This is a genomic window from Bartonella sp. OD88NMGDW, assembly GCF_042193775.1.
Taxonomy (GTDB): domain Bacteria; phylum Pseudomonadota; class Alphaproteobacteria; order Rhizobiales; family Rhizobiaceae; genus Bartonella; species Bartonella grahamii.
The window spans coordinates 1-511 of the sequence record NZ_JBHIMA010000097.1 but is presented as its reverse complement, the minus strand read 5'-3'; the positions used below and the strand labels follow the sequence as shown (position 1 = coordinate 511).

The 511-nt window shown below is 33.5% G+C and carries 1 pseudogene; it reads right to left on the bottom strand.

The features are described from left to right. A pseudogene (locus tag ACFIJR_RS09320) lies at positions 1-281 on the bottom strand (type ISP restriction/modification enzyme); the annotation flags it as partial. Between the last annotated feature and the right edge of the window lie 230 nt (positions 282-511).

Genomic DNA, 511 nt, shown 5'->3' with positions numbered 1-511 from the left:
CATTGACGCCCCATAACCCATTCAAGAGCGGGTTTACCATTAACGATATACTCACAAGCGTCAAGAGGGATATCTGTTATTGTGATATTGTTATTATAAATAACAGTGGTTTTATCTTTCTCTTTACCTGTTTTTGCGAATTTCATTTCAGTCACGTAATAGAATTTTTCTGGATTAGAGATCTCTGTAACTTTTGGATTACCTTTTTTAAAGGTTACGCGATAAGGTTTTACAGTTTCATAATTCACGTGCAAATGATCCAGTTCACGCCCTGTTACAACAGAGCTCCGTTTTCGTATAAGGGGTTTAATTCTCTTCAAAAGAATTAAAACGAAGCTTATTAAATCCATTTTGAACGAATTGAGAAAAAATGCAGAAAAATGCTAAAAAAACCGATAATTTTTTCAAAAGAGTTTTTAAATGCTGTTTATCCGCAGCCCATGAGAGAGATCAGATCAGCAAAATAGTGAAATTTGCTGTTTATTTTATGGAAAAAGACAAATGAAGCATG